Genomic DNA, 26,536 nt, shown 5'->3' on the forward strand with positions numbered 1-26,536 from the left:
AATAATGGCTATCGAAATCAATGTACCGGACATCGGGGCTGATGAAGTTGAAATCACCGAGATCCTGGTCAAAGTTGGCGACAAAGTTGAAGCTGAACAGTCGCTGATCACCGTAGAAGGCGACAAAGCCTCTATGGAAGTCCCGTCTCCTCAGGCTGGCATCGTTAAAGAGATCAAAGTCTCTGTTGGCGATAAAACCGAGACTGGCAAACTGATCATGATTTTCGATTCCGCCGATGGTGCAGCAGCTGCTGCACCTGCGCAGGAAGAGAAGAAAGAAGCCGCTCCGGCCGCCGCTGCTCCAGCAGCTGCCGCGAGCGCGAAAGAAGTGAACGTGCCTGACATCGGCGGTGATGAAGTTGAAGTCACTGAGATCCTGGTGAAAGTGGGCGATACCGTTGCGGCCGAGCAGTCACTGATCACCGTAGAAGGCGACAAAGCCTCTATGGAAGTGCCAGCACCGTTTGCGGGTACCGTTAAAGAGATCAAGATCAACACCGGTGACAAAGTGTCTACTGGCTCCCTGATCATGGTCTTCGAAGTGGCGGGTGCAGAAGGCGCTGCCGCGCCTGCACAGGCCGCTGCTCCGGCTCCGGCCGCAGCACCAGCCGCTGCTGGCGGCGCGAAAGACGTTAACGTACCAGACATCGGCGGTGACGAAGTTGAAGTCACCGAAGTGATGGTGAAAGTGGGCGACAAAGTTGCCGCTGAACAGTCACTGATCACCGTTGAAGGCGACAAGGCTTCTATGGAAGTGCCAGCGCCATTCGCGGGTACCGTTAAAGAGATCAAAATCAGCACCGGCGACAAAGTGTCTACCGGCTCTCTGATCATGGTCTTCGAAGTGGAAGGCGCTGCGCCTGCCGCAGCTCCGGCTGCCGCGGCTGCTCCAGCACCGGCTGCTGCACCGGCTCAGGCTGCTAAACCAGCCGCTGCCCCTGCTGCAAAAGCAGAAAAATCAGAGTTCGCTGAAAACGACGCTTACGTCCACGCGACGCCGCTGATTCGTCGCCTGGCGCGCGAATTCGGTGTGAACCTGGCGAAAGTGAAAGGGACCGGCCGTAAGGGTCGTATCCTGCGCGAAGACGTTCAGACCTACGTGAAAGACGCGGTGAAACGCGCCGAAGCTGCACCAGCTGCAGCCGCTGGCGGCGGTATCCCGGGCATGCTGCCATGGCCGAAAGTGGACTTCAGCAAGTTCGGCGAAATCGAAGAAGTGGAGCTGGGCCGTATCCAGAAAATCTCTGGTGCGAACCTGAGCCGTAACTGGGTGATGATCCCGCACGTTACGCACTTCGACAAAACCGATATCACCGATCTGGAAGCGTTCCGTAAACAGCAGAACGCCGAAGCTGAGAAGCGTAAACTGGACGTGAAATTCACTCCAGTGGTCTTCATCATGAAAGCGGTTGCTGCGGCTCTGGAACAGATGCCACGCTTCAACAGCTCCCTGTCCGAAGACGGCCAGAAGCTGACGCTGAAGAAATACATCAACATCGGTGTTGCGGTTGATACGCCAAATGGTCTGGTTGTTCCGGTATTCAAAGACGTGAACAAGAAGAGCATCACTGAGCTGTCCCGTGAACTGACCACCATCTCCAAGAAAGCGCGTGATGGTAAGCTGACTGCCGGCGAAATGCAGGGCGGCTGCTTCACTATCTCCAGCATCGGCGGCCTGGGTACTACCCACTTCGCGCCGATTGTGAACGCGCCGGAAGTGGCTATCCTCGGTGTGTCCAAGTCCGCGATGGAGCCGGTGTGGAATGGCAAAGAGTTCGTGCCGCGTCTGATGATGCCAATCTCTCTGTCCTTCGACCACCGCGTGATCGACGGTGCTGATGGTGCGCGTTTCATCACCATCATCAACAACATGCTGAGCGACATTCGCCGCCTGGTGATGTAATCGAAAAGCCGGCCAGTCGGCCGGCTTTTTTCTGATAATCTCATGGGGTTTGTGAGGTTATTGGCGAAAGCGACAATTCGTGAGCCGTTTGTTGTTTCAAAATTGTTAACAATTTTGTAAACTGCGGGCGGATAGAACGACCCGGTGGACGACGGGTATAAATTAAGAGGTCATGATGAGCACAGAAATCAAAACTCAGGTCGTAGTACTTGGGGCAGGCCCGGCAGGTTACTCCGCAGCATTCCGCGCCGCGGATTTAGGTCTGGAAACCGTCATCGTAGAGCGTTACAGCACCCTCGGCGGTGTTTGTCTGAACGTCGGCTGTATCCCTTCTAAAGCGCTGCTGCACGTAGCGAAAGTTATCGAAGAAGCCAAAGCGCTGGCTGAACACGGTATCGTCTTCGGCGAGCCGAAAACCGATATCGACAAAATTCGTACCTGGAAAGAGAAAGTTATCACTCAGCTGACCGGCGGTCTGGCGGGTATGGCCAAAGGCCGTAAAGTGAAAGTGGTAAACGGTCTGGGTAAATTCACCGGTGCGAACACCCTGGAAGTGGAAGGCGAAAACGGCAAAACCGTAATCAACTTCGACAACGCGATCATCGCGGCAGGCTCTCGCCCAATCGAACTGCCATTCATTCCGCATGAAGATCCACGCGTGTGGGATTCCACCGATGCGCTGGAGCTGAAAACCGTTCCTAAGCGTCTGCTGGTTATGGGCGGCGGTATTATCGGTCTGGAAATGGGTACCGTGTACCATGCGCTGGGTTCAGAGATCGACGTGGTTGAAATGTTCGACCAGGTTATCCCGGCAGCCGACAAAGACATCGTTAAAGTCTTCACCAAGCGCATCAGCAAGAAATTCAACCTGATGCTGGAAACCAAAGTGACTGCCGTTGAAGCGAAAGAAGACGGTATTTACGTTTCCATGGAAGGCAAAAAAGCCCCATCCGAACCACAGCGTTACGACGCCGTGCTGGTGGCTATCGGTCGTGTACCGAACGGTAAAAACCTCGACGCGGGCAAAGCTGGCGTGGAAGTGGACGACCGTGGCTTCATCCGCGTTGACAAACAGCTGCGTACCAACGTGCCTCACATCTTTGCTATCGGCGATATCGTCGGTCAGCCAATGCTGGCACACAAAGGTGTTCACGAAGGTCACGTTGCCGCTGAAGTTATCGCCGGCATGAAGCACTACTTCGATCCGAAAGTGATCCCATCTATCGCGTACACCGAGCCAGAAGTGGCGTGGGTAGGTCTGACCGAGAAAGAAGCGAAAGAGAAAGGCATCAGCTACGAAACCGCCACCTTCCCGTGGGCTGCTTCTGGCCGTGCTATCGCTTCCGACTGCGCAGACGGTATGACCAAACTGATCTTCGACAAAGAGACTCACCGTGTGATCGGTGGTGCGATTGTCGGTACCAACGGCGGCGAGCTGCTGGGTGAAATCGGTCTGGCGATCGAAATGGGCTGTGACGCTGAAGACATCGCGCTGACTATCCACGCACACCCGACTCTGCACGAGTCCGTGGGCCTGGCGGCAGAAGTGTTCGAAGGCAGCATCACCGACCTGCCAAACGCGAAAGCGAAGAAGAAATAAGTTTCTTCAGATGAAAAAAGCGGCCTTAGGCCGCTTTTTTTATGGGCTGCGTTCAGGGGGCCACAGGCTGCCAGGTTTTATCAGGGCTATAGGCGGCTAGCGCCCGGGCTCTCTGCTCAGAATCGCTGCCGAGATCGGACTGGTAGACCTTGTCGTCCTGGTTTATCACAAAGCTCATGACGCCCGTCTGACCATAGCTGACCGGCCAGGCCACCATCGCGAAACCGTTATTATCCGGCAGGATCCGGAAGCGATAGCCGTGATAGCCGGTACCCGGCTCTTTTGGGCTAAATGCCGGTCCGAGCGGACTGGGCGCTTCGCCCGGTGAGGCGGGCCAGTACAAACCGTCTTTCTTCCCTTCCGAGCTGACAATCTTCTGCGCGTATTTCTGGTTCATCGCAAAATAGCTTTGCTGCGCATCAACATAGGCGTGTAAGGCTTCAATGGCGGCAAGTTCGTTACGCCCGATTTCGCGGGTCAGGATCTCTTCCGCCCCTTCTTTGATATCGAATTGCCAGCCGGCGGCGGTTTTGATCACCGGAATGGGAAGCTGCCAGCTGTTATCGCCGACAACAAGATGCGCCGTATCCCCTTCGACAACGGTGTTATGACTGACTTTCCAGTCGCGCAGGAAACGATCGACGGCATCAGGATCAACGCCTTCAGGGGGCAGAAAGTCGCGCCAGTTTTCTCCGAGCAGGTTACTCATCGCGCTCTCATTATGCTCACTAATGGCTTCGGCCAGCGCATCGGTTGCCTGATCGGGCGTGCTGAAGGACTGCTGCGCCATCGCCGAGGCCGAAAGCATGAACAACACCATTCCACTGAGTAGTTTACTTTTCATGTCGGTTCCCTTAGCGATGTCGAATTTCACGGCGTTCAGCGCGTCCACCAGACGCCTGACGCGGCTGCTGCTGGCGAGCCGCAAGCTGCCTGCTTTGCGCACCGCGCTGCTGCTGCGCCTGCCAGTTCGCCGAGCGGCTGTCGTTGCCGCTCAGAGCATTGGCCCGGGGCTGGCTGTTTCGCTGCTGGAGAGAGCGTTGCTGCGCGGGCTGCGAAACCCGTTTCTCTTGCCTCTGAGCGGTGGTCTGGCGATTTTCTCGCTGCTGCGTGGTGGTGCGCTTCGTCGTCTGCGGTTTGGTGTCGTAGCCACGATAGTTATTGCGCTGGGAAATCTGCTTCAGCTGTTCACTTGAGGCCTGACGCTGCACATCTTTCGTGCCGGGACGTGCCGTTTGGGGGAAGGTTTTACCTGTGGACTTCTCCATCTGGCTCAGGGCAGCCTGACGCTGGCTATCGCGGTTAACCGGTTTTTGCTGCGTTGAGCTTAGCCCGTTAGCCGTGCTGGTGGAGTGGAAACGGTTGTTGAGCTGGTTAGTCGGATAGGGCACGCCTTCCCGATAGGCCGGATTATGCTGCCAGGTACGGTTGGCATCCGTCAGGCGCTGTCCGCTGATTTTATTGAAGTTCTCAACGTTGATATTGATATTGTTATCACCGTTGCGGTTATAGCCGCCATGATTATCCCAGTCGCCGTCATGATGGTGGTCCCAGTCATCGTCGTCATCCCAGTCGATGTTGCTGAAAATAGCATAGGTTGTGGCGACACCCAGGCTGAAGCCTAAGCCGTTGACGAAGCTGTTGCCAAACTGCTCCCCGGGTGTAGGTGGGAGATAGGTGGGCGGATAGGCGGTGTTGGGCCATGTCCCGTAAACCGTATTGGGGTTATAGGTGGGGACGTACACAACCTGCGGATCGGCAGATTCAATTTTGATTACCGTTGGCGCGGGCGCGGGCGCAGACGTAGTTGTGGTTGTCGTCGTTGCCTCGGTGGTGCTGGTTTTGGCTGGTGCCGGTTTTGTCACGGTAGTGACCGTCTGCTGAGGCGTGGATTGTAAAGCGCCGGTCTTCTGTGCCAGCGCGCGCAGGCGCTGAACGGAATCCATTACGTCCTTCGGCTGTGCGAGAAACGCATCGCCCAGATTTTGTACCCACGGCGGGTTTTCACCCATCAGCGACATGAGCTGAGGAAACGCGACCAGCGATTTTACGCTCGGGTCCCACGGCTGGCTGGCAACTGCCTGAATGGCGGCGTCCCCTTCCATTTTAGGGTTGTCTTTTGACCACTGCGCCGCCTGAATCACGTTGGCGGGGTAAGTCGCGGCCATCAGGATTTGCGACAGCAGAGCGTCCGGGTAGAGAGCGATAGGGGCAACCCACTGATCGATTTGCGCGGCAGTATAGGCTGGCGCGACGACAGGGGCGGGCGTTGCTGCTACCGGTGCTGCGGGTGCCGCCGGTTGTTGAGCGACGGGGGCGGGCGCAACGGGTTCTGTTGCGCGGCTTTTGACAAACATGACGCCTGAGGCGGCAAGCAGCCCGGCACTGCACAGAAGGACGAGCAGATGTGGCTTAAAGGGCAACTTCATAAAATGACTCCAACGAGACAAGCGCTGTGCCGTGAGGCGTTACGGTTGGCGTGAGTATTATTCACCCGTCTTTTACTGTTTTGACTTTTATTGGGAAGCGTCCGGTACGTCCGGATAAAGAGTGTGAGTATTTATTACACAATTATATGCGATGCGGGAAAAACCGAAGGGAATTCAGAAGGCCGCTCTTGCGAGCGGCCAGCAGCTAATTGCCGAGGTTGACGACAAACAGCACCGTGATGTCGGATATGTTCCAGCCACCGTGCAGCGCGGTTAGCAGTAAACCAGTCACAACGATCAGCGCAGTGATTCGCATCTCCATTGCGTGCGTTCCTGTACAGGCTACGCGGGTTCATTCTCCACCGGGAAAGGTAGAACCTGGCAAATGAGTACATTGCCGCCTAGGTTACGGAACTGCTTCCGGGCCCGGTGACTGGTTGCTACACCAGCGAAGCAGGCCGGGGGCAATAGTTTTACAGCCGAAATGGACTGAAAAGAGGTGAAATGCAGTTTCATCCTTTTTCATTCGAAACTGGATGGCGGCTCGTAAACACAAAATATGTGCTTGCGGATCCGCATACTCAGGAGCATTATTTATGCCGAGTGCATTGCCGCAAATCTGCCAACACGGTGTGCTACCACCGCAAGGCAACAAATAAACCGCTATCAGGCGGTTTTTTTGTCCCCAAAATTCACCTCCTCACCCCGCTACACCATGCTTAACGATTCAGCAAATTTTTTAATGTTGCTTTTTTGTAAACGGATTAACACTGTGCAGAAATCCTGCTATGCTGCCCGACGCGGTATCGGGCATTTACCCTACAAACTGCTGTCTCACAGGAGCGTGAAGAGAACGCCCGCCGCATATGACAATGAGAGCGAGGAGAACCGTCGTGCTAGAAGAATACCGTAAGCACGTAGCAGAACGTGCCGCCGAGGGAATTGTACCCAAACCTTTAGATGCAACCCAAATGGCCGCGCTCGTCGAGCTGCTGAAGAACCCGCCTAAGGGCGAAGAAGAATTCCTGTTAGATCTGCTGATCAACCGCGTACCGCCTGGCGTAGATGAAGCTGCCTACGTAAAAGCCGGATTCCTTGCTGCTATCGCCAAAGGCGAAGCCACCTCCCCACTGGTTACTCCTGAAAAAGCCATTGAACTGCTCGGCACCATGCAGGGTGGTTACAACATTCATCCGCTGATTGACGCGCTGGATAACGACAAGCTGGCACCGATTGCCGCTAAAGCGCTCTCTTCCACGCTGCTGATGTTCGATAACTTCTACGACGTAGAAGAAAAAGCCAAAGCGGGCAACGTCTATGCGAAGCAGGTGATGCAGTCCTGGGCCGATGCCGAATGGTTCCTGAATCGTCCTGCGCTGGCTGAAAAAATCACCGTTACCGTCTTTAAAGTGACGGGTGAAACCAACACCGATGACCTCTCTCCGGCACCGGACGCGTGGTCTCGCCCGGATATTCCTCTGCACGCCCTGGCGATGCTGAAAAACGCCCGTGAAGGCATTGAGCCGGATCAGCCAGGCACTGTTGGCCCGATCAAACAGATCGAAGCGCTTCAGAAGAAAGGTTTCCCGCTGGCCTACGTCGGTGACGTTGTGGGTACCGGTTCTTCCCGTAAGTCCGCCACCAACTCCGTGCTGTGGTTCATGGGTGACGACATTCCGCACGTGCCGAACAAGCGCGGCGGCGGCCTGTGCCTCGGCGGTAAAATTGCACCGATCTTCTTCAACACCATGGAAGATGCGGGCGCGCTGCCGATCGAAGTGGATGTTTCTAACCTGAACATGGGCGACGTGATTGACGTTTACCCGTACAAAGGTGAAGTGCGTAACCACGAAACCAACGAGCTGCTGGCGAGCTTTGAGCTGAAAACCGACGTGCTGATCGACGAAGTGCGCGCCGGGGGCCGTATTCCGCTGATCATCGGCCGTGGCCTGACCACCAAAGCGCGTGAAGCGCTGGGTCTGCCGCACAGTGACGTGTTCCGTCAGGCGAAAGACGTGGCGGAAAGCAATCGCGGTTACTCTCTGGCACAGAAAATGGTCGGTCGCGCCTGTGGCGTCGCCGGCGTTCGTCCTGGCGCATACTGCGAGCCGAAGATGACCTCCGTAGGTTCTCAGGACACCACTGGCCCAATGACCCGTGACGAACTGAAAGACCTGGCGTGCCTGGGCTTCTCTTCCGATCTGGTGATGCAGTCCTTCTGCCACACGGCGGCCTATCCGAAGCCGGTTGACGTGACCACGCACCACACGCTGCCAGACTTCATCATGAACCGCGGCGGCGTTTCCCTGCGTCCGGGCGACGGCGTAATCCACTCCTGGCTGAACCGCATGCTGCTGCCTGATACCGTCGGTACCGGCGGTGACTCCCATACCCGTTTCCCAATCGGTATCTCCTTCCCGGCGGGTTCCGGTCTGGTGGCGTTTGCTGCTGCGACCGGCGTGATGCCTCTGGATATGCCGGAATCGGTGCTGGTGCGCTTCAAAGGTAAAATGCAGCCGGGTATCACCCTGCGCGATCTGGTTCACGCGATCCCGCTGTATGCCATCAAACAGGGCCTGCTGACCGTTGAGAAGAAAGGCAAGAAAAACATCTTCTCTGGCCGTATCCTGGAAATCGAAGGCCTGCCGGATCTGAAGGTTGAGCAGGCGTTCGAGCTGACCGATGCCTCCGCCGAACGTTCAGCTGCGGGCTGTACCATCAAGCTGAACAAAGAGCCGATTATTGAGTATCTGAACTCGAACATCGTGCTGCTGAAGTGGATGATTGCAGAAGGCTACGGCGACCGTCGTACGCTGGAGCGTCGTATCCAGGGCATGGAAAAATGGCTGGCCGATCCACAGCTGCTGGAAGCCGATGCTGACGCAGAGTACGCGGCGGTGATCGACATCGATCTGGCGGATATCAAAGAGCCAATCCTGTGTGCACCGAACGATCCGGACGACGCGCGTCCGCTGTCTGAGGTTCAGGGCGAGAAGATCGACGAGGTGTTCATCGGATCCTGTATGACCAACATCGGTCACTTCCGTGCTGCCGGTAAGCTGCTGGATACCCACAAAGGCCAGCTGCCAACCCGTCTGTGGGTGGCGCCGCCAACCCGTATGGACGCGGCACAGCTGACCGAAGAGGGCTACTACAGCGTGTTTGGTAAGAGCGGGGCGCGTATTGAAATTCCTGGCTGTTCCCTGTGTATGGGCAACCAGGCGCGCGTAGCCGACGGTGCGACGGTGGTTTCCACCTCGACCCGTAACTTCCCGAACCGTTTAGGTACCGGTGCGAACGTCTTCCTGGCTTCTGCGGAGCTGGCGGCGGTTGCGGCGCTGATTGGCAAACTGCCAACGCCGGAAGAGTACCAGACCTTCGTGGCTCAGGTGGATAAGACCGCGGTGGATACCTATCGCTATCTGAACTTCGACCAGCTCTCTCAGTACACCGAGAAGGCCGACGGGGTTATCTTCCAGACGGCAGTATAAAAACTAACCCCTCACCCCCAGCCCCTCTCCCCAAAGGGGCGAGGGGAGTCCAGTTCCCTCTCCCCTTTGGGGAGAGGGTTAGGGTGAGGGGCTTTTTTATTTTCATTCCTCCCACCTCTCACGCTTTTTTTCTTCCTCTCTGCTGCGATAATTACCCTAATGGCTTTGCAGAGGAAAACACTATGGATTACGAATTTCTGCGCGACATCACCGGAGTGGTGAAAGTGCGTATGTCGATGGGCCACGAAGCCGTTGGACACTGGTTTAACGAAGAGGTGAAAGAAAATCTCGCCCTTCTTGATGAGGTTGAACAGGCGGCAAATACGGTGAAAGGCAGTGAACGCTCCTGGCAACGCGCCGGGCACGAATACACGCTGTGGATGGACGGTGAAGAGGTCATGGTGCGTGCCAACCAGCTCGAGTTTTCAGGTGACGAGATGGAAGAGGGGATGAGCTACTATGACGAAGAAAGCCTGTCGCTGTGCGGCGTAGAGGATTTCCTACAGGTGGTGAACGCATACCGCGACTTCATGAAACAGAAATAACAGACCGGAGCATCCCTGCTCCGGTTTACTTTTACACGGTCGGAATATTACGGCCGTAGTAGATCTCGCGCATCTCTTTCCAGAGCAGGTCAGTAATCGCCTTACGCTCTTCTTCGCTCAAATCTTCCGGCTTCGTGTGGAACATATAGTGCTTAAGGTCGAATTCCTTAAGTAACATCTTGGTATGGAAGATGTTTTCCTGATACACGTTCACGTCCATCATGTCGTACAGCGACTTCATGTCCTCGGACATAAAGTTCTGAATAGAGTTGATCTCGTGGTCGATGAAGTGCTTCATGCCATTGACGTCACGGGTAAAACCGCGCACGCGGTAATCAATGGTGACGATGTCCGATTCCAGCTGGTGAATTAAATAGTTCAGCGCGTTCAGCGGGGAAATCACGCCGCAGGTCGACACTTCGATATCGGCGCGGAACGTACACAGCCCACCTTCCGGGTGACTCTCCGGGTAGGTATGGACGCAGATATGGCTCTTATCCAGGTGGGCAACCACCACTTCCGGCAGCGGGCCCGGATGTTCCGTTTTGTCGATAAGCTTTGGGTCGACCGGCTCTTCGCTGACCAGAATGGTCACGCTGGCGCCCTGGGGTTCATAATCCTGTCGGGCGATGTTCAGGATGTTGGCGCCGATAATGGAACAGGTTTCTGACAGGATCTCGGTCAGACGGTTGGCGTTGTAGAGTTCGTCGATATAGGCGATGTAACCATCGCGTTCTTCCGCTGTTTTGGCATAGCAGATATCGTAAATACAAAAACTCAGGCTTTTGGTCAGGTTGTTAAAGCCATGCAGTTTAAGCTTTTTCAATTAGCTCACCCCCTTAGTGGATAATGCGTCTTGCAGGTACTGCGGCAGAGCAAACGCTGCGGTATGAATAGCCGGATTGTAGTATCGGCACTGAAGACCGGCCTGATGGAAGCGGGCCTGAATAATTTCGGTGGAGAGATGACGTAATACGTCGTTATCCGTTGCCCAGGCAAAGGTCATGATCCCGCCGTAATACGTCGGAATGGCCGCCTGATAGAAGCTCACATCCTTGAAATAGGTGCTGAGCTTACGATGGCTATCGAGCGCTTCATCCTGCTGCAGGAAGCAGACGCCATTCTGTGCGACGAAGATCCCGCCCGGGTTCAGGCAGCGCTTGCAGCCTTCGTAGAACGAGGAGGTAAACAGCGACGCGCCGGGGCCGATAGGGTCGGTGCAGTCGGAGATAATCACGTCAAAAGTCTGTGAGGTCTGATTAACGAAGTTAACGCCGTCGTCAATCACCAGGCTAAAGCGCGGATCGTCATAGCTGCCGGCATTGTGGTTAGGCAGATACTGGCGACAGAAAGAGACGACGCCCGCATCGATTTCCACCATGGTGATGGTTTCAATGGAACGATGGCGGGAAACTTCACGCAGCATTGCGCCGTCGCCACCGCCGATAATCAGGACATGCTTCGCGTGGCCGTGCGCCAGCAGCGGGACGTGGGTCATCATCTCATGATAGATAAACTCATCTCGCTCGGTCGTCTGCACTACGCCGTCCAGCGCCATGACGCGGCCAAAGGCGGCATTCTCGAAGATGATCAGATCTTGGTGATCGGTTTTCTCATGATAGAGAACGTTATCAACGGCAAAGTACTGACCAAACTGGTCATGCAGTGTTTCATGCCACAACGTGTGGTCGGCCATAGCGAACTCCTCCTGTGTAAACATCCATTACGCTCACAAAAATGAGCGAAACATGATAGCTAACTCTAACCGTGGTTGCACGGCCAGAGGTTCAACAGGGGGCGTCGGGAAGGTTATTTGACGTAGGCGAGCAGGCTGAGCGAGTCGCGAGCCAGCGCTTTGCATTTTTTAGAAGTGGGAATGCCAATACCGCTTAGGTCACGGTAGCTGTCTTCGCCGAGCGCCTTCATGTCGAAGCTGTCGTAGTTGCTGAGATCCCACTGGTTCTGCTGGGCAAAAAAGACCAGAGCGCGGCGAATTTGCCCGTTGGGTAAATTCTGGTAGCCACAATCATTTTTCAGGAATACAAAAACCGCCGTTAAATCGGCCATATCTTCCGCTTCATTTTCACTTAGCGCATAGCTGTTCGCACACATTGCCATCAGGCTACCGAACAAAATTGTCCTGAAAAACGTCTTCATTGCTTCTACCACTTCTTCACGGAAAATTAACGTTAGCATACTTGATGCCAGTGCGACGATCTTTATTATTGCCGCTTTACTTGACCTTCCGGTAAGGGGAGGGTTTATGCTCAAAAGATCGCCTGCTGGAAATAAGGAAATGAACATGCAACGTCGTGATTTTTTAAAATATTCCGTGGCGCTGGGTGCTGCCAGCGCATTGCCCCTCTGGAGCCGCGCGGTTTTTGCGGCTGACAGGCCTGCCTTACCCATCCCTGACTTGCTGACCGCGGATGCCCGTAGCCGTATCAAGCTTGTTGTTCAGTCCGGCAGCACGCTTTTCGGTGCGCACAACGCGACAACCTGGGGCTATAACGGCAATCTGCTCGGCCCGGCGCTGCAGCTGCGCAAAGGGAAGGCGGTGACGGTGGATATCCACAATACGCTTGCTGAAGAGACGACGGTGCACTGGCACGGACTGGAAGTGCCGGGCGAGGTAGACGGCGGGCCGCAGGGCATCATCAAAGCTGGCGGCTCGCGCAGCGTCACCTTTACGCCCGACCAGCGCGCGGCAACCTGCTGGTTCCATCCGCATCAGCATGGCAAAACGGGCCATCAGGTGGCGATGGGGCTGGCGGGACTGGTGCTGATTGAAGACGACGAAAGCCGCCTGCTGCGCCTGCCGAAACAGTGGGGCATAGACGATGTGCCGGTGATTGTGCAGGACAAAAAATTTACCGCTGACGGGCAAATTGACTACCAGCTGGACGTGATGAGCGCGGCGGTAGGCTGGTTTGGCGACACGCTGCTGACCAACGGCGCTATTTACCCTCAGCATGCCGCGCCGAAGGGCTGGCTGCGCCTGCGCCTGCTCAACGGCTGTAACGCGCGCTCGCTCAATTTCGCCACCAGCGATAAGCGTCCGCTGTACGTGGTCGCCAGCGACGGCGGCCTGCTGCCGGAGCCGGTGAAGGTGAGCGAGCTGCCGATGCTCATGGGCGAACGCTTTGAGGTGCTGGTGGATATCAGCGACGGCAAGCCGTTTGATCTCGTGACCCTGCCGGTGAGCCAGATGGGGATGGCGGTCGCACCGTTTGACAAGCCGCATCCGGTGCTACGTATCCAGCCGTTGCTGGTGACCGCTTCCGGCACTCTGCCTGATACGTTAACCACGCTGCCAGCCCTCCCGTCGCTGGAGGGGCTTACGCAGCGCAGGCTGCAGCTCTCCATGAACCCGATGCTCGATATGATGGGGATGCAGGCGCTGATGGCGAAATATGGCGATAAGGCGATGGCGGGGATGCATCACGGGCAGATGATGGGCCATATGAATATGGACCACGGCAAAATGGGCGGAATGGGGAACATGAATCATGGCGACCATGGCTTTGATTTCCACAACGCCAATATGATCAACGGTAAAGCGTTCGACATGAACACGCCGATGTTTGCTGCGACAAAAGGGCAGCTTGAGCGCTGGGTGATTTCGGGTGAAGGGGACATGATGCTGCATCCGTTCCATATCCACGGTACCCAGTTCCGCATTCTTTCTGAGAACGGCAAATCGCCGGATGCGCATCGCGCGGGCTGGAAAGATACGGTGAGAGTGGAAGGCGGCGTCAGCGAGGTGGTGGTGAAGTTTGACCACGACGCGCCGAAGGAGTTTGCCTATATGGCGCACTGCCACCTGCTGGAGCATGAAGATACGGGGATGATGCTGGGCTTTACCGTATAAAAAAAGCCGGGTGGCGGCTTCGCCTTACCCGGCCTACATTTCGCGGGTGCGGCCTGATGCCCTCACCCTGACCCTCTCCCACAGGGAGAGGGAACAAACACAAAAACGGCAACCGAAGTTGCCGTTTTGCATTTATTTTGCGTCGTCAGGCAGTGCATACGCGACAATATAGTCGCCCATCTTCGTGCCAAACGAACCGTGACCGCCCGCTGAGATGACAACGTACTGCTTGCCATTCACTTCATAGGTCATCGGCGTGGCTTGTCCACCTGCCGGCAGACGGCCTTGCCACAGTTTCTCACCGTTGGTCATGTTGTACGCGCGCAGGTAGTTATCTGCGGTTGCCGCGATGAACAGCACGTTACCGGCGGTGGAGATTGGGCCACCAAGCATTGGCATACCCATATTGAACGGCACCGGAACCGGCATCGGGAACGGCATGCTGTCCTGTGGCGTACCAATACGTTTTTTCCACACAATCTGGTTAGTTTTCAGGTCCAGACCGGAGATATAACCCCAGGCAGGCTGTTTACACGGCAGACCAAACGGTGACAGGAACGGGTTCAGCGTTACGCCGAACGGTACGCCGTACTGCGGCTGAATGCCGGCTTCGGTACCGCTGCCTTTCGCGTCTTTCGGCTGCTCCATTGGATTGCCCGGACCGCGTGGGATCAGACGGGAAACGAACGGCAGCGCCATTGGGTTGGCGATCGCCACCTGACGGTTCGGGTCGACGGAAATACCGCCCCACTCGAACATCCCCAGGTTACCCGGGAAGACCAGCGTGCCCTGCTCCGAAGGCGGCGTGAAGATGCCTTCATAGCGCAGCTGATGGAACATCACGCGGCACACCAGCTGGTCAAACATCGTGGCGCCCCACATGTCTGCCCCGCTGAGGTCTTTCTTCGGACGGAAGCTCAGCTCGGAGAACGGCTGGGTTTTGCTGACGTAATCGCCTTTCGCCGCGCCCTGCGGAACCGGTTTTTCCGGTGCCGGCACAACCAGCTTGCCGTTGCTGCGATCCAGAACGAAGATGTTGCCGGTTTTCGCCGGAGCGTAAATCACCGGTACGGTTTTGCCATCAACGGTAATGTCCGCCAGCGTCGGCTGGGAAGGCATATCCATATCCCACAGATCGTGGTGAACGGTCTGGTAGCTCCATGCCAGCTTGCCGGTGGTCGCGTTCAGCGCCACGATAGCGCTCGCGTAACGCTCCTGCTCCGGCGTGCGGTTACCGCCCCAGATATCTGGCGTGGTTACGCCCATTGGCAGGTAGACCAGGTCCAGCTTCGCGTCATACGCGGCTGGTGCCCAGGAGTTTGGCGAGTTAAAGGTAAAGGTGTGTTCATCCGACGGGATCGCGTTTGGATCTTTCGCGCCCGGGTCGAAGGCCCACAGCAGCTTACCGGTATTCACGTCGAAACCGCGGATAACGCCGGAGGTTTCACGCGTGGAGAAGTTATCCGTTACCGAACCGGCAATCACGATCGTTTTATCGGTGATGATTGGCGGCGAGGTTGGCTCATACAGACCCGGCGTGGTGTCCGGCATGTTGGTCTGCAGGTTCAGGATACCTTTGTTGGCAAAGGTTTCGCACAGCTTACCCGTTTCGGCATTGATGGCGAACAGACGGCCATCGTTGACCGGCAGCATGATGCGGCGAGGGCAGTCGGCAACCACTTCCGGGCTCGCATTATCGGCGCGCGCTTCGTGGTAAGAGACGCCACGGCAGGTCACGTGCTGGAAGGACGGGTTGGAATTCAGCTGCGGATCGAAGTGCCATTTCTCTTTACCGGTGGCCGCGTCGAGCGCGAACAGACGCTGGTGCGCCGTACACAGATAGAGCATATTGCCGACTTTAATCGGCGTGACTTCGTTGGTCAGTTCACCCGGATCGTTCGGCATCTTCAGGTCGCCGGTACGGAATACCCAGGCTTCTTTCAGGTTCTTAACGTTATCCGAGTTAATCTGCTTCAGCGGTGAGTAGCGTTGACCTTCCTGGTTACGACCATATGCAGGCCAGTCACCGTCCGCCACCTGCGAGATAGCCGCAGTAGGCGTGGATTCCGCGTTCAGCGTACCGTTGATCTCCTGTGGGTCGTTAAAGCCGGCCCAGGTCAGAATACCGCCGGTAATCAGCAGGGCAACAACCAGGCCCGCCACCGCACCGCTGGAAGGCACAATCAGGCGACGCCACACGAACGGCAGGATCAGCCAGATGCCAAAGAAGACCAGGATGTCGCTGCGCGGGGTCAGTGCCCAGAAGTCAAAGCCGACTTCCCAGACGCCCCAGATCATGGTGGCAAGAAGGAGTGCGGCATACAGCCACAGTGCAGATTGTTTTCTACGCAACAGCAGGACGGTTACGGCAACCATAACCAGACCCGCAATCGGGTAGTACCAGGAGCCGCCTAAAGCGACCAGCCAGACGCCACCGATTAACAGATACAGCGCGCAGAAGGCTGCGAACGCTGCTGTTAATGTCACCAGTAGACGCGGCTGTTTAGAGTTTGTTTCAGCCATAGAAAGTGTACTCGTCAGTTTTTGTTAATAATTTGCTAGCAACTAATTATAGGTATTAACAAGTGTGATCGGAATCACAATATTTGCTTTTTATAACTCATACGCCAGGGTTATCCATTTGCTGATATAATGGCTGGCTTGCGTATCAGTGCTGGATATTAACTCATCCGTATTGAGAGATTTTCATTAAAATCATTTGGTTAGTAATATGAAACATACTGTTGAAGTGATGATCCCGGAAGCCGAGATCAAAGCGCGTATCGCCGAACTGGGTCGTCAAATCACCGAACATTACAAGGACAGCGGCAGCGAAATGGTGCTGGTCGGTCTGTTGCGCGGCTCTTTCATGTTCATGGCAGACCTGTGCCGTGAAGTGCATGTGCCCCATGAGGTCGATTTTATGACCGCTTCCAGCTACGGCAGCGGCATGTCCACCACCCGTGATGTGAAAATCCTGAAAGATCTGGATGAAGATATTCGTGGTAAAGATGTGTTGATCGTTGAGGACATTATTGACTCCGGCAACACGCTGTCGAAAGTGCGCGAGATCCTGAGCCTGCGTGAGCCAAAATCGCTGGCAATTTGCACCCTGCTGGATAAGCCTGACCGCCGTGAAGTGCATGTGCCGGTAGAGTTTGTCGGTTTCTCTATCTCGGACGAGTTCGTCGTTGGTTACGGCATTGACTACGCACAGCGCTATCGTCATCTGCCGTATGTTGGGAAAGTGGTATTGCTGGACGAGTAATTGCGGCCTGATGCCCTCACCCCGGCCCTCTCCCACAGGGAGAGGGAGAACATCCCCGGCTTTATTTATGGTTTACGTGCTTAAGCTGAAGGTTGGCAATTCCCGAACGGTAACGCTGCTCCAGCGTTTCGCGGTTGGTGGCGGTCACTTCCAGATTGCGCAGCAGGCCATCGTGAATACCGTAGGCCCAGCCGTGGATAGAGACCTTCTGCCCGCGTTTCCACGCCGATTGCATGATCGTTGAGTGGCCCAGGTTATATACCTGCTCCATCACGTTGAGTTCACACAGGGTATCCATGCGACGCTCCTGCGGCATTTCGCCCAGCAGTGAGCTATGTTTGAACCAGATATCGCGGATGTGCAGCAGCCAGTTATCAATGAGCCCCAGCTCCGTATTTTCAACCGCCGCCTGCACGCCGCCGCAGCCGTAGTGGCCGCAAATGATGATGTGCTCGACTTGCAGAACGTCAACGGCATACTGAACAACAGAAAGACAGTTGAGATCGGTGTGAATCACCAGGTTGGCAACGTTGCGGTGAACAAACAGTTCGCCGGGCTCAAGGCCGGTCAGACGCTCCGCCGGTACGCGGCTGTCGGAGCATCCAATCCAGAGAAAGCGTGGGTTTTGCGCCTGCGCGAGTTTTCCAAAAAATCCGGGGTCTTCCTCCACCAGCATTTTTGACCATAGTGCATTGTTGCTGATGAGTGTATCTATGTTGTTCATGGAGGTTAGCGACCTGTAACCGAGTAATTGCGTTGCGCTACTATAGGGTAACCCGACTTTTAATGAAACCACACAACGTGTGTCAGAACTGAAGGTAAGTTAATTTCATGGCAATTGCACTGGAGCTTGAGCAGCTTAAAAAAACCTATCCGGGCGGCGTTCAGGCGCTGCGCGGAATAGATCTAAAAGTAGAGGCCGGTGATTTTTACGCGCTTCTGGGGCCGAACGGCGCGGGGAAATCGACCACCATTGGGATTATCAGTTCGCTGGTCAATAAAACGTCCGGCCGGGTGAGCGTCTTTGGTTACGACCTGCAAAAAGATGTGGTGAACGCCAAGCGTCAGCTGGGACTGGTGCCGCAGGAATTCAACTTCAACCCGTTCGAGACGGTGCAGCAGATCGTCGTTAACCAGGCGGGTTATTACGGCGTTGAGCGTAAAGAGGCCCTGGAGCGGAGCGAAAAATACCTCAAGCAGCTCGATCTGTGGGAAAAGCGTAACGAACGTGCGCGCATGTTGTCCGGCGGGATGAAGCGCCGTCTGATGATTGCCCGCGCGCTGATGCACGAGCCAAAGCTGCTGATCCTCGATGAGCCGACTGCGGGTGTCGATATCGAACTTCGTCGTTCCATGTGGGGCTTTCTGAAAGACCTCAACGACAAAGGCACCACCATTATTCTGACCACCCACTACCTGGAAGAGGCTGAAATGCTGTGCCGCAACATCGGCATTATTCAGCACGGCGAGCTGGTGGAAAACACCTCGATGAAGAATCTGCTCTCCAAGCTGAAATCAGAAACCTTCATTCTCGATCTGGCGGCGAAAAGCGCGCTGCCAAAACTTGAAGGTTACAACTATCGTCTGGTGGATACCTCGACGCTGGAAGTGGAAGTGCTGCGCGAGCAGGGGATTAACAGCGTGTTCTCGCAGCTGAGCGCGCAGGGGATTCAGGTCTTAAGTATGCGTAACAAAGCGAACCGACTGGAAGAGCTGTTTGTCTCTCTGGTTCATGAGAAATAAGGAGACAAGGCATGACGCATCTTTACTGGGTCGCGCTGAAAAGCATCTGGGCGAAAGAGATTAACCGCTTTATGCGCATTTGGGTGCAAACCCTGGTGCCGCCGGTCATCACGATGACGCTCTATTTCATCATCTTCGGTAACCTGATTGGTTCCCGGATTGGTGAGATGCACGGCTTTACCTATATGCAGTTTATCGTGCCGGGCCTGATTATGATGGCGGTGATCACTAACGCCTATGCCAACGTAGCGTCGTCATTCTTCAGCGCCAAGTTCCAGCGCAATATTGAAGAGCTGCTGGTTGCGCCTGTGCCGACGCACGTCATTATCGCGGGCTATGTTGGCGGCGGCGTAGCGCGCGGGCTGTGCGTGGGGATCCTGGTCACGGCGATTTCTCTGTTCTTTGTCCCGTTCCAGGTACACTCGTGGCTGTTCGTCGCGCTGACGCTGCTCCTGACGGCGATCCTGTTCTCGCTGGCCGGTCTGCTGAACGCCGTGTTCGCCAAAACGTTTGACGACATCAGCCTGATCCCGACCTTCGTGCTGACGCCGCTGACCTATCTCGGCGGGGTGTTCTACTCCCTGACGCTGCTGCCACCGTTCTGGCAGGCACTCTCGCACCTGAACCCGATTGTCTACATGATCAGCGGCTTCCGCTTTGGCTTCCTCGGTATCACCGATGTGCCGCTGTTTACCACGGTGGCGGTGCTGGTGGTGTTTATCATCGCCTTCTACCTGCTGTGCTGGTCGCTGATCCAGCGCGGACGCGGTCTGCGCAGCTAATCTTTTGCCCGGCGACGTTCTGTTTGCCGGGCATTTTCTTTGACAGTTATCACCGAAAGCTAACCTTCACTCCGCTAAACTACTTGCCTGCTAAGGAGAGAGTTATGCTGGGATGGGTTATCACCTGCCACGATGAACAGGCGCAGGAAATGCTGGATAAGCTTGAAGCCAGGTTTGGCACGCTGGTGCAATGCCGGGCGGTAAACTACTGGCGCGGGTTGAGCACCAACATGCTGAGCCGCATGATGTGCGATGCCCTGCATGAAACGGACACCGGTGATGGCGTCATTTTCCTTACCGATAAATCGGGCGCGGCGCCTTACCGCGCAGCCGCTTTGCTGAGCCATAAGCACGCGTGCTGTGAAGTGATCTCGGGTATTAACCTCTCCCTGCTGACGTTAATGTATCCGCAGCGTGGATCCTTAAGCAGCGCTGAGTTTCGCCAGGCCATCGTGGCGCAGGGCGTTCCGGGCGTCAGCAGCTTGTGGCATCAGCAGCAAAAAAATCCTCCTTTCGTCCTGCTCCACGATTTGTATAAGAATTAAACGTTGGTATTGATGTCTCATTTGTTACAATAGCGGCAGTTTTCCGCACTGAATAAGACACCATGCTACCGCGCATTCTTTTCTTGCTGTTGATGCTCATTTCCGGCGTCAGCTCGGCCAGTTTACTCAGCCAGCAAACGCTGCCTGCCCAGTACATGCAAACCACCGAAGATGCGGCGATCTGGGCGCAGGTGGGGAACAGCGTGATCAACGTCGGTAACGTGCGCGCCGGGCAGATCCTGGCCGTTGTGCCTGCGGCGGCGGACTACTATGAATTTCGCTTCGGTTTTGGCACGGGTTTTATCGATAAAGGGCACCTGGAGCCGGTTCAGGGGAAACAGCGCGTCGAGGACAGCCTCGGGGATCTCAATAAGCCCCTGAGCAATCAGAACCTCATTACCTGGAAAGACACGCCGGTGTATAACGCGCCGTCGAGCGGCAGCGCGCCGTTCGGCACCTTAAGCGCCAATCTGCGCTATCCGATACTAAACAAACTGAAAGACCGTCTGAATCAGACCTGGTTCCAGATCCGCATCGGCAATCGTCTGGCGTGGATCAGCAGCCTGGATGCGCAGGAAGATAACGGACTTCCGGTTCTGACCTACCATCATATTTTGCGTGATGAAGAAAATACGCGCTTTCGACATACGTCCACAACGACCAGCGTACGTGCGTTTAACAACCAGATGGCCTGGTTACGCGATCAAGGCTATACCACCCTGACGATGTACCAGCTGGAAGGGTACGTGCGTAACAAAATGAACCTGCCTGCAAAATCGGTGGTGATTACCTTTGACGATGGCCTGAAATCGGTCAGCCGCTATGCCTATCCTGTGCTGAAAGAGTACGGCTTCAAGGCTACCGCGTTTATTATCTCTTCCCGCATAAAAGGCCATCCGCAGAAGTGGGATCCAAAATCGCTGCAGTTTATGAGCGTGCAGGAGATTAAGGGGATCCAGGATGTGTTTGATATTCAGTCTCATACCCACTTCCTGCACCGCGTGGATGGTAATAAGCATCCGATTTTACTGAGCCGCACCTATCACGTGATTTTGTTTGATTTTGAACGCTCGCGTCGCGCGCTGGCGCAGTTTAATCCACGCGTGCTCTATCTTTCCTATCCGTTTGGCGGCTACGACAATAAAGCGATAAAGGCGGCGAATGATGCCGGTTTCCATCTGGCGGTGACGACGGTGAAAGGGAAGGTGAAGCCGGGGGATAATCCGTTCTTGCTGAAACGCCTGTACATCTTAAGAACGGATTCTCTGGAGACAATGTCGCGGCTGATCAGCAATCAGCCGCAGGGATAGTGCTTATGCAACCTGAACCGGAATCGCCTTCGCGGTACGTTTCATGTCGTTGTCGCCTTCAAAGTAGGCGACTTTCGGCTGCCAGCGGCGTGCTTCTTCATCAGACATCATCACGAAGCTTGCGATAATCACAATATCGCCCACGTCCGCGCAGTGCGCTGCCGCGCCGTTAACGGAGATGATTTTAGACCCACGTTCGGCGGCGATGGCGTAGGTTGAGAAACGTTTGCCGTTGTTAACGTTCCAGATATCAATCGCTTCGTTTTCAAGGATGCCCGCAGCATCAAGGAAATCCTGGTCGATGGCGCAGGAACCTTCATAGTGCAGGTCGGCCTGGGTGACTTTCACACGGTGAAGCTTGCCTTGCAGCATTTTGCGAATCATTACGTTTACCTTTCATCTTCCGGGTAGAAAAATCTACGCCAGTTCAACCACTTTGTTGTCGATTAGGCGGGCTTGACCAAGCCATGCCGCCACCAGAATGACCGCACGTTTGCTGGTCTGTGTAAGCTCCAGAAGCGTGTCGGCATCGCGAATTTGAATATCATCAGCGCGGAAGCCTTTATCATTCAGCGCCTGCTCAGCCAGAGCAATAATCTCTTCGGCAGTTAACTCTTTCGCCAGCAGCTGTTCTGCCATGGCGTTCATGACCTTGCTTAAGCCCGGCGCGATTTTACGCTGGTCGGCGGTCAGGTAGCCATTGCGCGAGCTGAGCGCCAGACCGTCTTTAGCGCGTACGATCGGTACGCCGACAATCTCGATATCGTAACCCATATCCGCAACCATCTTGCGGATCAGCGCCAGTTGCTGGAAATCTTTCTCACCGAAGCACGCAACGTCCGGCTGCACGAGGTTGAACAGCTTGCTGACGATGGTCGATACGCCGCGGAAATGACCCGGGCGGCTTGCGCCTTCCAGCATGGTGGAAATGCCCGGTACGTCAACGTAAGTGGCCTCATCGGTACCCTGAGGATAGACATCCGCAGGTGCCGGAGAGAAGACGATATCCGCATGGCGTTTTTTGAGCTTCTCGCAATCTTCCTGCAGGGTACGCGGGTAGCGTGCCAGATCGTCGGCGCGGTCAAACTGCATGGGGTTAACGAAGATACTGACCACCACGATATCTGCACGGGCTCTTGCTTCGTCAACCAGCTTCATATGACCGTCATGCAGGTTGCCCATGGTCGGGACCAGTGCGATACGTTTACCTTCCTGACGCGCACGACGGATGTGCTGGCGCAGCAGCGGCAGGGTTTCAATGATTAGCACAACGAGACTCCTTAATGGAAACTGTGTTCTTCACCCGGGTAAACACCGGATTCAACGTCGGCAATATACTGCCTGACCGCAGCGCGCATGTCGCCCGCTTCGGTGAGGAAATTTTTGGCAAACTTCGGGATATGTCCGCCGGTGATGCCAAAGGCGTCGTGCATCACCAGAATCTGACCGTCGGTCACGTTGCCTGCGCCAATACCAATCACCGGAATCGACAGTGCCTCAGTAATACGCTTTGCCAGCTCAACCGGCACGCACTCCAGCACCAGCAGCTGCGCGCCTGCGGCTTCCAGCGCCAGGGCATCATCAACCAGCGTCTGGGCGGCGTCACCGCGGCCCTGCACTTTATATCCACCAAAGATGTTGACGGACTGCGGCGTCAAACCCAAATGGCCACAGACCGGCACGGCGCGCTCGGTCAGCATTTTCACCGTATCCACCAGCCAGGCGCCGCCTTCAATTTTGACCATATTGGCTCCGGCGCGCATGACGGCTGCCGCATTTTCGAATGCCTGCTCCGGCGTGGCGTAGGCCATAAACGGCAGATCGGAAAGCAGCAGACAGGCTGGAGCGCCGCGGCGTACCGCACGCGTGTGGTAAGCGATATCCTCAACCGTGACCGGCAGGGTGGAATCATGTCCTTGTACCGTCATCCCTAACGAATCTCCGACCAGCATGACGTTGATACCCTCTTCGGCAAAGAGTTTGGCGAAGCTGTAGTCATACGCGGTGATGGTGGCGAAGCGTTTTTTTTCCTTTTTGCATTTCTGCAGTAAGGAGATGGTGGTTGGTTTCATACTGTTTCCTGATAGCCCAAAAGCGAATCTTTGCGCATTCTAACAGTAACATTCGAGGGAACAATGATTTTAGGTAACCGATTAGCCACAATTATTTTGAGGCTAATCGGCAGGGGAATCAGATCACCAGCGAGCGGGTCTTTCCGCGTTGAGGTTGTCCAGAATGGACTTAAGTGGGGCGCCATCCGGGAAGATGAGATCGGGGGCGACTTCATAGAGCGGCCAGAGCATAAACCCGCGATTTTTCATATCGTAATGCGGAACGGTGAGACGTTCAGTGTTAATGGTCTCGTGACCAAACAGCATAATGTCGAGATCCAGCGTGCGCGGTCCCCAGCGCTCGGCTTTACGTACGCGGCCCTGCTGCAGTTCGATGCGCTGGGTATTGTCCAGCAGCGTTTCAGCATCAAGGGCAGTTTCAAGCACCACGGCGGCGTTCAGATAATCAGGCTGATCCTGTGGGCCCAGCGGCGGAGTGCGGTAGAAAGCGGAGACCGCCACGATCCTGCTTTGCGGGATCTCCCCCAGCGCCTGTACGGCAGCGTTCACCTGCTCCAGCGGAGAGGCTAAATTACTGCCGATGGCGATATACGCGAGGGTCATGCTGTCCCTTCACGACGCGGCGCGCGTTTGCGCGGACGACGATGGCGGCGACGCGGTTCCGGCTCTTCATCCAGCCCGGTGAGCATATCTTTTTGCTCCGGCGGGGCGGAAACCTGGAATTCGGCCCACCACTGCGCCAGGCGCTGCAGCTCCTGATTACGTTCAATTTCAGCACGCAGCGACAGCAGATCGAAAGCGGCGCGGAATTTAGGATGCTCCATCAGCTTCCAGGCGCGTTTGCCCTGACGACGAGACATGCGCAGCTGAAGCTGCCAGATATCGCGCACCAGAGTGGTAATACGTTTCGGAATAGCGAGCGTACGGCACCCTTCGTCCAGCACGTCGTTGGCGGCCAGCGCGAAGGCATCATAATAGGCAAGCCCGCTCTCCTGGGTAATACGCTGGGCCGTTTCCAGCAGCGGATACCAGAACATCGCGGCAAAGAGGAACGCCGGGTTCACGCGCATGTCGTTGCGAATTCGGGTATCGGTATTTTTCAGCACCTGCGCAATCATCCGCTCCATTGGGCTGTCACCGCTTTCGGTGAAGTAGCGGGTAATGGTCGGGAACAGCGGCTGGAACAGGTTATATTCGCGCAGCAGATTGTAGGTTTCAAAGCCGTGGCCAGCCTGCAGCAGCTTCAGCGCCTCTTCGAACAGGCGTGCCGGCGGCACGTCGTTAATCAGCGTCGCCAGACGCGGGATTGGCTCTGCCGTTTCCGGGCTGATGCGCATATTGAGCTTGGCGGCGAAACGCACGGCGCGCAGCATTCGCACGGGATCTTCACGATAGCGCGTTTCCGGCGTGCCAATCAGGCGAATCAGACCTTCTTTAAGGTCCTGCATGCCGCCGACGTAATCGCGCACGGTGAAATCCGCCACGCTGTAATAAAGGCTGTTGATGGTGAAGTCGCGACGCTGAGCATCTTCTTCGATAGAGCCGAAGATATTGTCACGCAGCAGCATACCGTTCTGGCCGCGCTGTGACGTAGTGCGATCGGATGCGCCCGCTTCGTGGTGGCCGCGGAAGGTCGCCACTTCGATAATTTCCGGCCCAAACATCACGTGAGCCAGACGGAAACGGCGGCCAACGAGACGGCAGTTACGGAATAATTTGCGCACCTGCTCAGGCGTGGCGCTGGTCGTCACGTCGAAATCTTTTGGTTTTTTGCCCAGAAGTAAATCACGCACCCCACCGCCCACGAGATAAGCCTCGTAGCCCGCTTTGTTCAGACGATAGAGCACCTTGAGGGCATTTTCACTGATATCTTTGCGGGAAATAGTGTGCTGCTCACGCGGAATAACCGACATGTGTGGCTGTGCAATAGCATCGTTCGCCATGCTCTCTTCGCGGCTTAGCACTTTACGGCAAAAATTAGCGACTCGGGTAAAAATGGTACACCTCGTAGTGTGTTTTGTTATGAAAAAAGCGGCTAATCATAGCTCAGCGCAACGCATTTGAGAATGCTGGATTTTTGGCACTGCCGCGAGCGTCCAGGTGGCAACGGCCATTTTCAGCAGTTCGTCAATACGCAGATCCTGCCATTCGTTGGTTACATTCTGGTTGAGAAATCGCAGCGCGTCGATCAAAACAGGACGCGGATCGCCGTCTGGCAGGGCCGGGGCGTGGTTCTGCTTTGACAATTTAAAGCCCTGCGCATTGACCGCCAGCGGCAGATGAATGTAGTCCGGAGCCGTCCAGCCAAACTGGTGATACAGCGAGATTTGTCGCACGGTCGGCTCGACCAGATCCGCTCCGCGCACAATTTCCGTCACGCCCTGAAAATGATCGTCCACCACCACGGCCAGGTTATAGGCGAAAAGGCCATCGCGACGGTGAATAATAAAATCCTCACGCGCCAGACGTTCATCGGCATGAATCTCACCGGAGAGGAGATCGTTAAAGCGCGTCACCGGGGAGCGCTGCTTGATGCGCACGGCGGCATTTTCCGGGGGATGGTTGAGCGTGCGGCAGTGGCCGTCATAGACGCCACCCACGCTCTGGATACGCGCGCGGGTGCAGGTGCAGTTATAGGAAAGTCCCTGAGCGCGAAGCCAGGCCAGACGTTCCCGATAGGCCTCGTGACGTTTTGACTGCCACAGAACCTCGTCATCCCAGTGAAGACCGTAATGTTCCAGCTGACGCAGAATCGTCTCTGCTGCACCGGGAACTTCACGCGGAGGGTCAATATCTTCAATGCGGACGAGCCATTTTCCCCGGCGGGCGCGAGCCTGCAGGTAACTGCCGAGCGCGGCAATTAATGAGCCGAAGTGTAATTCACCGGAAGGAGATGGCGCGAAGCGCCCAATATAGTGTGATTCAGACATATCAACAGTAACAAGGCGGGAGAGACTCCCGCCTTTGGAGTGTGTAA

Annotated in this window: 23 protein-coding genes; 10 read left to right on the top strand and 13 right to left on the bottom strand. The window is 55.7% G+C overall.

The window, feature by feature from the left end; all coding sequences use genetic code 11:
• Nucleotides 1-4 precede the first annotated feature (4 nt).
• Together aceF and lpdA are read left to right on the top strand one after the other, a co-directional pair.
• Complete coding sequence (aceF, locus tag V1587_RS06310) at nucleotides 5-1,903, top strand: pyruvate dehydrogenase complex dihydrolipoyllysine-residue acetyltransferase (protein WP_371899264.1); 1,899 nt, start codon at nucleotides 5-7, stop codon at nucleotides 1,901-1,903.
• Nucleotides 1,904-2,078: 175 nt separating this feature from the next.
• Nucleotides 2,079-3,503, top strand: a complete 1,425-nt coding sequence (gene lpdA / locus V1587_RS06315; protein ID WP_003856313.1) for a dihydrolipoyl dehydrogenase — start codon at nucleotides 2,079-2,081, stop codon at nucleotides 3,501-3,503.
• Between the two features lie 52 nt (nucleotides 3,504-3,555).
• On the opposite strand, the gene V1587_RS06320 is transcribed toward lpdA, so the two are convergent.
• Together V1587_RS06320 and V1587_RS06325 are read right to left on the bottom strand one after the other, a co-directional pair.
• Nucleotides 3,556-4,347, bottom strand: a complete 792-nt coding sequence (locus V1587_RS06320; RefSeq protein ID WP_371899263.1) for a DUF2950 family protein — start codon at nucleotides 4,345-4,347, stop codon at nucleotides 3,556-3,558.
• A 10-nt stretch (nucleotides 4,348-4,357) separates the two neighbouring features.
• Entirely contained in the window at nucleotides 4,358-5,932 is a 1,575-nt protein-coding gene (locus V1587_RS06325) for a DUF3300 domain-containing protein (protein ID WP_371899262.1), read from the bottom strand.
• An 893-nt stretch (nucleotides 5,933-6,825) separates the two neighbouring features.
• Here V1587_RS06325 and acnB point away from each other — a divergent pair.
• Both acnB and yacL read left to right on the top strand, forming a co-directional pair.
• Nucleotides 6,826-9,423, top strand: coding sequence for a bifunctional aconitate hydratase 2/2-methylisocitrate dehydratase (acnB, locus tag V1587_RS06330; RefSeq protein WP_371899261.1), 2,598 nt, complete (start codon nucleotides 6,826-6,828; stop codon nucleotides 9,421-9,423).
• A gap of 182 nt (nucleotides 9,424-9,605) precedes the next feature.
• Nucleotides 9,606-9,968, top strand: a complete 363-nt coding sequence (gene yacL / locus V1587_RS06335) for a protein YacL (protein ID WP_223562445.1) — start codon at nucleotides 9,606-9,608, stop codon at nucleotides 9,966-9,968.
• Nucleotides 9,969-9,999: 31 nt separating this feature from the next.
• Here the strand turns inward: yacL and speD are convergent, their stop codons facing one another.
• The 3 genes from speD to V1587_RS06350 all read right to left on the bottom strand — a co-directional run bounded on the left by speD (nucleotide 10,000) and on the right by V1587_RS06350 (nucleotide 12,125).
• Nucleotides 10,000-10,794 (bottom strand): adenosylmethionine decarboxylase, encoded by a 795-nt coding sequence (gene speD, locus V1587_RS06340; protein ID WP_371899260.1) that lies wholly within the window; start codon nucleotides 10,792-10,794, stop codon nucleotides 10,000-10,002.
• Nucleotides 10,795-11,664, bottom strand: a complete 870-nt coding sequence (speE, locus tag V1587_RS06345; RefSeq protein ID WP_257833430.1) for a polyamine aminopropyltransferase — start codon at nucleotides 11,662-11,664, stop codon at nucleotides 10,795-10,797. It lies immediately after the preceding gene.
• A gap of 113 nt (nucleotides 11,665-11,777) precedes the next feature.
• Nucleotides 11,778-12,125 (bottom strand): YacC family pilotin-like protein, encoded by a 348-nt coding sequence (locus V1587_RS06350; protein ID WP_045327862.1) that lies wholly within the window; start codon nucleotides 12,123-12,125, stop codon nucleotides 11,778-11,780.
• A gap of 145 nt (nucleotides 12,126-12,270) precedes the next feature.
• Between V1587_RS06350 and cueO the strand changes: the two genes are divergently transcribed.
• Nucleotides 12,271-13,839 (top strand): multicopper oxidase CueO, encoded by a 1,569-nt coding sequence (gene cueO, locus V1587_RS06355; protein ID WP_395314535.1) that lies wholly within the window; start codon nucleotides 12,271-12,273, stop codon nucleotides 13,837-13,839.
• A 132-nt stretch (nucleotides 13,840-13,971) separates the two neighbouring features.
• Here cueO and V1587_RS06360 read toward each other — a convergent pair whose 3' ends face one another.
• Nucleotides 13,972-16,362 carry a glucose/quinate/shikimate family membrane-bound PQQ-dependent dehydrogenase gene (locus V1587_RS06360; RefSeq protein WP_371899258.1) on the bottom strand — a complete coding sequence of 797 codons (2,391 nt, stop codon included), beginning with the start codon at nucleotides 16,360-16,362 and terminating at the stop codon, nucleotides 13,972-13,974.
• Nucleotides 16,363-16,570: 208 nt separating this feature from the next.
• Here V1587_RS06360 and hpt point away from each other — a divergent pair, with 208 nt between their 5' ends.
• On the top strand, nucleotides 16,571-17,107 hold the full coding sequence (gene hpt / locus V1587_RS06365) for a hypoxanthine phosphoribosyltransferase (RefSeq protein ID WP_395314536.1): 537 nt from the start codon (nucleotides 16,571-16,573) through the stop codon (nucleotides 17,105-17,107).
• 61 nt (nucleotides 17,108-17,168) lie between these two features.
• On the opposite strand, the gene can is transcribed toward hpt, so the two are convergent.
• Nucleotides 17,169-17,831, bottom strand: coding sequence for a carbonate dehydratase (gene can, locus V1587_RS06370; RefSeq protein ID WP_008501947.1), 663 nt, complete (start codon nucleotides 17,829-17,831; stop codon nucleotides 17,169-17,171).
• A 107-nt stretch (nucleotides 17,832-17,938) separates the two neighbouring features.
• Here can and V1587_RS06375 point away from each other — a divergent pair, with 107 nt between their 5' ends.
• The 4 genes from V1587_RS06375 (at nucleotide 17,939) to V1587_RS06390 (ending at nucleotide 21,487) form a co-directional block, all read left to right on the top strand.
• Complete coding sequence (locus V1587_RS06375; protein WP_371899256.1) at nucleotides 17,939-18,850, top strand: ABC transporter ATP-binding protein; 912 nt, start codon at nucleotides 17,939-17,941, stop codon at nucleotides 18,848-18,850.
• A gap of 11 nt (nucleotides 18,851-18,861) precedes the next feature.
• Entirely contained in the window at nucleotides 18,862-19,632 is a 771-nt protein-coding gene (locus V1587_RS06380) for an ABC transporter permease (RefSeq protein ID WP_023310428.1), read from the top strand.
• A gap of 104 nt (nucleotides 19,633-19,736) precedes the next feature.
• Nucleotides 19,737-20,177 carry a PTS sugar transporter subunit IIA gene (locus tag V1587_RS06385; protein ID WP_371899255.1) on the top strand — a complete coding sequence of 147 codons (441 nt, stop codon included), beginning with the start codon at nucleotides 19,737-19,739 and terminating at the stop codon, nucleotides 20,175-20,177.
• A gap of 62 nt (nucleotides 20,178-20,239) precedes the next feature.
• On the top strand, nucleotides 20,240-21,487 hold the full coding sequence (locus tag V1587_RS06390) for a polysaccharide deacetylase family protein (protein ID WP_371899254.1): 1,248 nt from the start codon (nucleotides 20,240-20,242) through the stop codon (nucleotides 21,485-21,487).
• A gap of 3 nt (nucleotides 21,488-21,490) precedes the next feature.
• Here V1587_RS06390 and panD read toward each other — a convergent pair whose 3' ends face one another.
• From panD to gluQRS, 6 genes are all read right to left on the bottom strand, one after another.
• A complete protein-coding gene (panD, locus tag V1587_RS06395) occupies nucleotides 21,491-21,871 on the bottom strand; it encodes an aspartate 1-decarboxylase (protein WP_006810068.1) in 381 nt (126 codons plus the stop codon).
• A 33-nt stretch (nucleotides 21,872-21,904) separates the two neighbouring features.
• The gene (panC, locus tag V1587_RS06400; RefSeq protein ID WP_371899253.1) at nucleotides 21,905-22,756 is read right to left on the bottom strand and encodes a pantoate--beta-alanine ligase; all 852 of its coding nucleotides are present in this window, start codon (nucleotides 22,754-22,756) and stop codon (nucleotides 21,905-21,907) included.
• A gap of 11 nt (nucleotides 22,757-22,767) precedes the next feature.
• A complete protein-coding gene (panB, locus tag V1587_RS06405; protein ID WP_371899252.1) occupies nucleotides 22,768-23,559 on the bottom strand; it encodes a 3-methyl-2-oxobutanoate hydroxymethyltransferase in 792 nt (263 codons plus the stop codon).
• A gap of 123 nt (nucleotides 23,560-23,682) precedes the next feature.
• Nucleotides 23,683-24,162: a 2-amino-4-hydroxy-6-hydroxymethyldihydropteridine diphosphokinase gene (folK, locus tag V1587_RS06410; protein WP_371899251.1), complete on the bottom strand. Its 480-nt coding sequence runs from the start codon at nucleotides 24,160-24,162 to the stop codon at nucleotides 23,683-23,685.
• The gene (gene pcnB / locus V1587_RS06415; protein WP_072162357.1) at nucleotides 24,159-25,556 is read right to left on the bottom strand and encodes a polynucleotide adenylyltransferase PcnB; all 1,398 of its coding nucleotides are present in this window, start codon (nucleotides 25,554-25,556) and stop codon (nucleotides 24,159-24,161) included. Before pcnB ends, folK begins: the two co-directional genes overlap by 4 nt.
• A 42-nt stretch (nucleotides 25,557-25,598) precedes the next feature.
• On the bottom strand, nucleotides 25,599-26,489 hold the full coding sequence (gene gluQRS / locus V1587_RS06420; protein ID WP_371899250.1) for a tRNA glutamyl-Q(34) synthetase GluQRS: 891 nt from the start codon (nucleotides 26,487-26,489) through the stop codon (nucleotides 25,599-25,601).
• Between the last annotated feature and the right edge of the window lie 47 nt (nucleotides 26,490-26,536).

Source organism: Enterobacter sp. ECC-249, assembly GCF_043965265.1.
In the GTDB taxonomy this organism is placed as follows: Bacteria; Pseudomonadota; Gammaproteobacteria; order Enterobacterales; family Enterobacteriaceae; genus Enterobacter; species Enterobacter quasiroggenkampii.